Below are 6,026 nucleotides of genomic sequence, written 5' to 3' on the forward strand. Positions count from 1 at the left end.
ATCGACAGCAGGATCAATCCCAGCCGTCGGTTGGCTTTGCGCTGTTCGGGCGTCATGGCCATCAGGCGACGATCTTGGTGGCCGAAGCGTTCAGCTTGGGCGGCTCTTCGAAGGTGTGGAAGGGCGCCGGCGACGGCACTTCCCACTCCAGGCCTTCGGCGGCTTCCCAGGGCTTCTGCGCCGCCTTCTCACCCTTGCCGCGCATGGCCGGCACGACGACGAACAGGAAGAAGTAGACCTGCATCAGGCCGAAGCCGAAGGCGCCGATGGATGCAATCGCGTTGAAGTCGGCGAACTGCATCGGGTAGTCGGCATAGCGACGCGGCATGCCGGCCAGACCCAGGAAGTGCATCGGGAAGAAGGTGATGTTGAAGAAGATCAGCGAACCCCAGAAGTGGATCTTGCCGCGGGTCTCCGAATACATCACGCCGGTCCACTTCGGCGACCAGTAGTAGTAGCCGGCGAACATGCCGTACAGCGAGCCGGCCACCAGCACGTAGTGGAAGTGKGCCACGACGTAGTAGGTGTCCTGCAGCTGGATGTCGACCGGTGCCATCGCCAGGATCAGGCCGGTGAAGCCGCCCATCGTGAACACGAAGATGAAGCCGACGGCGAACAGCATCGGCGTCTCGAAGGTCATCGAGCCGCGCCACATCGTCGCCAGCCAGTTGAAGATCTTCACGCCCGTGGGCACGGCGATCAGCATGGTCGCGTACATGAAGAACAGCTGGCCCGTCACCGGCATGCCGGTGGCGAACATGTGGTGAGCCCAGACGATGAAGGACAGGATGGCGATCGACGCCGTCGCGTACACCATGGAGGCGTAGCCGAACAGGCGCTTGCGGGCGAAGGCCGGCACGATCTGGCTGACGATGCCGAAGGCCGGCAAGATCATGATGTAGACCTCGGGGTGGCCGAAGAACCAGAAGATGTGCTGGTACATGACCGGGTCGCCGCCGCCCGCGGGGTTGAAGAAGGCGGTGCCGAAGTGGCGGTCGGTCAGCGTCATCGTGATGGCGCCGGCCAGCACGGGCATGACGGCGATCAGCAGATAGGCCGTGATCAGCCAGGTCCAGGCGAACATCGGCATCTTCATCAGCGTCATGCCGGGGGCGCGCATGTTGAGGATGGTGACGATGATGTTGATGGAGCCCATGATGGACGAGGCGCCCATGATGTGCATCGCGAAGATGCCGGCGTCCATCGACGGGCCCATCTGCAGCGTCAGCGGCGCGTAGAGCGTCCAGCCCGCAGCCGGGGCGCCGCCGGGCATGAAGAAGCTGCCCACCAGCATGATGGCCGCGGGGATCAGCAGCCAGAAGCTGAAGTTGTTCATCCGCGCGAAAGCCATGTCGGCCGCGCCGATCTGCAGCGGGATCATCCAGTTCGCGAAGCCGACGAAGGCCGGCATGATGGCGCCGAACACCATGATCAGACCGTGCATGGTCGTGAACTGGTTGAAGAGTTCGGGGTTGAAGAACTGCAGGCCCGGCTGGAACAGCTCGGCGCGGATGCAAAGGGCCAGGATGCCGCCGACCATCAGCATCGTGAAGGAGAACAGCAGGTAGAGGGTGCCGATGTCCTTGTGGTTGGTCGCGAACACCCAGCGGCGCCAGCCGTGGGGTGCGTGGTGATCATCGTGGTGGTCGTGATCGTGGGCGTGGCCGTCATGGCCACCGACCGCGCCGTGGGGGGGGAGCACTGCACTCATGTGATTTCCTCTGATTCGGCGTTCGGTCGATTACTTGCGGGCGGCCAGCACTTCGGCCGGTTGCACCGTCTGGCCCGTCTTGTTGGACCAACTGTTCTTCGTGTACGTGATCACGGCGGCGATGTCGGTATCGCTGAGCTGCTTCCAGGCGGGCATGCCCTTGTCCATGCGGCCGTTCAGCACGACCTGAACCTGCTGCAGTTTGTCTTCGGCGAGCACGACCGGCGACTTGTCCAGCGGCTTGATCGGGCCGGCGCCCGAGCCGTCGGCCTTGTGGCAGACGGCGCAGTTGGCGCCATAGACCTTCTCGCCGCGGGCGACCAGGGCGGCTTGCTCCCAGACCTTGTTCGGGTCATCGGCCTTGGCGGCGATTTCCTTCTTCTTGCCATCCACCCACTTGGTGTAGTCCTCGGCGGACACGACCTTCACGTGGATGGGCATGTAGGCGTGTTCCTTGCCGCACAGCTCGGCGCATTGGCCGTAGTAGTCACCGATCTTCTCGGCCTTGAACCAGGTGTCGCGCACGAAGCCGGGGATGGCATCCTGCTTGACGCCGAAGGCCGGCACCATCCAGGCGTGGATGACGTCGTTGGCCGTCGTGATGATGCGGACCTTCTTGTCCACCGGCACGACCAGCGGGTTGTCCACCTTCAGTAGGTAGTCGTCGACCTCTTCGGGGTGCTTGGAGTTCGAGGACTCGCGCTGGGCCGTGTCCAGCGTGGCCAGGAAGCCGATGCCTTCGCCTTCACCCTTCAGGTAGTCATAGCCCCATTTCCACTGGTAGCCGGTGGCCTTGATGGTCACGTCGGCGTTGGTGGTGTCCTTCATCGCGACGACGACCTTGGTCGCCGGCAGGGCCATGCCGATGACGATGAGGAAGGGCACCACCGTCCAGGCGATCTCGACGGCCACGCTCTCGTGGAAGTTGGCCGACACCGCGCCCTTGGACTTGCGGTGCTTGAAGATGGAATAGAACATCACCCCGAACACCGCGAAGAAGATGACCAGGCAGACGATCATCACGAAGTTGTGCAGCCACATCTGGTCGGCCGCGATGCGCGTGACCGGCTCGTGCAGATTGAGCTGATTGACGCCGGGGCCGCCCTTCAGGTCGTTGACCGCCAGGGCTGGGCCGGCCGCCAGGGCCGCCATCGCCGCCGTGGCCCAACGGCCCCAAGCGCGTGAGGCGCTATGCACTCGTGCGTTCATCATCGTCATGGTTGTCACTTGGTTCTTTGAAGAGCGGGGCTTGCTTGTCCAGCCCGACAGCTGGATTTGGGAGGCAAGTTCCGTGGGTTGAGCCGGGTGTTGCCCCAAAGCCCTCTATGCGGCGCGGGATTTTAGCCCAGGCTCCGAGAGGGACGGCCCATGCCGCCCCCGGGGATTCACCCCCTTCATCCCCCTTCACCCGGTTTCACGGCCCTTGCGCAGCGTTGCGCGCATGGCGTCGATGGACACATGGGTCTCGGCCGCCATCGTCAGCCGCGGCGCCGCCTTGAAGGCGTGGCCGAAAACGAGTTCCACCGTCAGCGCAAGCCGGCCTTCGCCGTCGCGCAGCGTTTCCAGCTGCGCCAGCAGTGCCGCCTTCCACTTGCGACCGCGCAAGCCGGCGAAGCGCGCGGGCGCCAGGTTGCCGCCCAGCGCCCGCAGGTCGGCAAGCAGGCTTTCGGGCGTGGCCCAGGTCAGGCGCAGCCGCTGCTGGTCCATGACGGGGTCGGCAAAGCCGGCCTTGAGCACGAGGTCGCCGATGTCATGCATGTCCCACCAGTCAGGCGCCGGCCGGCCCCAGCCGGCGCGCGCATACAACGGCCGCAGTTCGACGAAGCTGTCCGGGCCCAGGCAGGAAAACATCACAAAGCCGCCGACCGCGACGCTGGCCTGCCAGGTGTCGAGCAGCTCCGGCAGGTCGGCGCAGGCATGCAGGGCCATGTTGGACCACAACAGGTCGACCTGGGGCAACGCTGGCAGCGAATCGACATGACCGGAGGAGGCGCCACGCAGCTTCTGCCACCAGTTGCGCTGGCGCTTCTCGGCCGCGCGAGCCGCCAGCGCCGTGTCGGCTTCATGCCACAGCAACTCCGCGCTCGGGTAAGCCAGGCGCAGCAGCTCGCCACTGGCGCCCAAGGCCGGCGATGCGTCCAGCACGCGGTTCGGCTGCAGCTTGATATAGGTCAGGCGTTCGGCCATGCGCCCGGCGACCTCGTCGTGCAACCACGGCGGCTGCGCAGCGGCCGCGAGGCGGCGCGCCTGGTGGCGAACGGCGGCGGCGTCGAGGTCCTGGGGCCGCGGCCCCTTGTTTGAAGTAGGGGTCGAAGCCGGTTCACTCATGGAGCGGTCAGTATATTGAGCCGATGCCCGAGCGCTCCCTGTCGGCAACGAAGCCTGCACTGATCGAGAAAGTCCTGCTGCGCTGCGCCGGCCAGTGCGCCGTCTGCCGTGCCTGGAGCCACCAGACCATCTGCGAAGCCTGCCTGGCCCTCTACGCACGCCCGCAGCCGCGCTGCTGGACCTGCGCGGCCAGGCTGCCCATCGAATTGACCGGCAGGCCCCGCCCCCAATGCGGGCGCTGCCTGCACGCGGCACCACCGCTGGACCGCGCCGTGGCTGCGCTGGACTACCGCTTCCCCTGGGACGGCTTGCTGCAGCACTTCAAATACCACCAGGCCCTGGAACTGCGCGAGAGCCTGCTGGAGCGCCTGAACACGGCGCTGGCCGCGGCCGAGGTCGACGCGCCAGACTGGCTGCTGCCCGTGCCGCTGTCGAACGACCGCTTGCGCGAGCGCGGCTACAACCAGGCACACGAGCTGGCCAAGGCCCTGGCGCGCCGGCGCGGCCTGCGCTGCGAGCCGGAGATGCTGCTGCGGGTACGCCACAACGCTGCCCAAGCCAGCCTGAAGCTGGAGGCGCGCGCAGCCAATGTGCGCGGCGTCTTCGCCGTCGAGCCGCTGCGCGCGGCGCAGTTGCGCGGCACCTGCGTCGCGCTGCTCGACGACGTGATGACCAGCGGCGCGACGCTGTTCGAGCTGGCCCATGTGCTGCTGCAGGCCGGCGCGATGAGCGTGCAGGCCTGGGTCATTGCGCGCACGCCGGAGCCGGGCGAGGCATAGCCCAAGCGGGGCGGGATACTTCCGCCCCATGTTCCATATCGTCCTTGTCCAGCCGGAGATTCCGCCCAACACGGGCAATGTGATCCGGCTCGCAGCCAACACCGGCTGCAGCCTGCACCTGATCGAGCCCTTGGGCTTCTCGATGGAAGACAAGCTGCTACAACGCGCCGGCCTGGACTATCACGAGTACGCCCGCGTGCAGCGCCATGCCGATTGGGCGGCCTTCCTGGCGGCCGAGTCGCCCGACGCCGCACGCATGTTCGCCTTCACCACGCGCGGCAGCCGGTCCTTTGGCGAGGTGGCCTGGCAGCCGGGCGACTACTTCGTGTTTGGCAGCGAGACGGCCGGCCTGGCGCCCGAACTGCGTGAGCGCTTCCCGCTTGATCGGCGTGTGCGCCTGCCGATGCGCGAGGGCCAGCGCAGCCTCAACCTGAGCAACAGCGTCGCGGTCGCCGTGTTCGAAGCCTGGCGGCAGAACGGCTACGCAGGCGGCGCCTGAATTATTCGGCGCGGGCCTCGCGGCCCATCAGGTGCTCGACCGCCTCGCCGACACGCAGCCGCCCGTCCAGCAAGGCCACCATGGCCTCGGTGATCGGCATCTCGACGCCGGCCTCGCGCGCACGCGCCAGCACCGTCGGCGCGCTGTAGACGCCTTCGGCCACATGACCGAGTTTGGCCAGGATGTCCCGCAACGCGAGCCCCTGCGCCAGCATCAGGCCGACGCGGCGATTGCGCGACAGGTCGCCCGTCGCCGTCAGCACCAGGTCGCCCAGACCCGACAGACCCATGAAGGTCTCGGCCTTGGCGCCCAGGGCCAGGCCCAGGCGCAGCATCTCGGCCAGGCCGCGCGTGATGACGGCGGCGCGGGCGTTCAACCCCGGCGCATCAGGTGCGGCGCCGGAGAGGCCATCGCAGACGCCCACCGCTATGGCCATGACGTTCTTGACTGCGCCGCCGACTTCGACGCCAACCGGATCGTTGGACGTGTAGACGCGCAGCCTGTCACCATGAAAGGCATCGACGGCGGCCTGTGCGAGCGCTGCGTCCTCGCTCGCCGCGACCAGGGCCGTGGGCCGGCCAGCGGCCACTTCCTGCGCAAAGCTGGGGCCGGACAACACACCGACGCGCATGGCCGGCTGCAACTCGCGTGCGATCTCGTGGCCGAGCCGCCCGGTGACTGCCTCGAAACCCTTGCACAACCACAGCAC

General features: G+C 67.0%; 6 protein-coding genes. 2 read left to right on the plus strand and 4 right to left on the minus strand.

The window, feature by feature from the left end; genetic code table 11:
- Nucleotides 1-61: 61 nt before the first annotated feature.
- From ctaD to AC1DU6_RS17365, 3 genes are all read right to left on the minus strand, one after another.
- Nucleotides 62-1,711 (minus strand): cytochrome c oxidase subunit I, encoded by a 1,650-nt coding sequence (gene ctaD / locus AC1DU6_RS17355; RefSeq protein WP_477858552.1) that lies wholly within the window; start codon nucleotides 1,709-1,711, stop codon nucleotides 62-64.
- 30 nt (nucleotides 1,712-1,741) lie between these two features.
- Nucleotides 1,742-2,929: a cytochrome c oxidase subunit II gene (coxB, locus tag AC1DU6_RS17360; protein ID WP_477858554.1), complete on the minus strand. Its 1,188-nt coding sequence runs from the start codon at nucleotides 2,927-2,929 to the stop codon at nucleotides 1,742-1,744.
- A gap of 186 nt (nucleotides 2,930-3,115) precedes the next feature.
- On the minus strand, nucleotides 3,116-4,039 hold the full coding sequence (locus tag AC1DU6_RS17365; protein ID WP_457324491.1) for a class I SAM-dependent methyltransferase: 924 nt from the start codon (nucleotides 4,037-4,039) through the stop codon (nucleotides 3,116-3,118).
- 23 nt (nucleotides 4,040-4,062) lie between these two features.
- Between AC1DU6_RS17365 and AC1DU6_RS17370 the strand changes: the two genes are divergently transcribed.
- Complete coding sequence (locus AC1DU6_RS17370) at nucleotides 4,063-4,818, plus strand: ComF family protein (protein ID WP_477858556.1); 756 nt, start codon at nucleotides 4,063-4,065, stop codon at nucleotides 4,816-4,818.
- A gap of 28 nt (nucleotides 4,819-4,846) precedes the next feature.
- A complete protein-coding gene (trmL, locus tag AC1DU6_RS17375; RefSeq protein WP_457324493.1) occupies nucleotides 4,847-5,317 on the plus strand; it encodes a tRNA (uridine(34)/cytosine(34)/5-carboxymethylaminomethyluridine(34)-2'-O)-methyltransferase TrmL in 471 nt (156 codons plus the stop codon).
- 1 nt (nucleotide 5,318) lies between these two features.
- Here trmL and AC1DU6_RS17380 read toward each other — a convergent pair.
- The coding region (locus AC1DU6_RS17380) for an NAD(P)H-dependent glycerol-3-phosphate dehydrogenase (protein ID WP_477858558.1) at nucleotides 5,319-6,026 on the minus strand (708 nt) is incomplete at its 5' end.

The sequence above is a fragment of the Roseateles sp. P5_B10 genome (genome assembly GCF_056400485.1).

Bases quoted from the DNA above. Each gene is read 5' to 3' on its own strand.
- coxB (WP_477858554.1), bottom strand. From the start codon at position 2,929: ATGACGATGATGAACGCACGAGTGCATAGCGCCTCACGCGCTTGGGGC.
- AC1DU6_RS17365 (WP_457324491.1), bottom strand. From the start codon at position 4,039: ATGAGTGAACCGGCTTCGACCCCTACTTCAAACAAGGGGCCGCGGCCC.
- AC1DU6_RS17370 (WP_477858556.1), top strand. From the start codon at position 4,063: ATGCCCGAGCGCTCCCTGTCGGCAACGAAGCCTGCACTGATCGAGAAA.
- trmL (WP_457324493.1), top strand. From the start codon at position 4,847: ATGTTCCATATCGTCCTTGTCCAGCCGGAGATTCCGCCCAACACGGGC.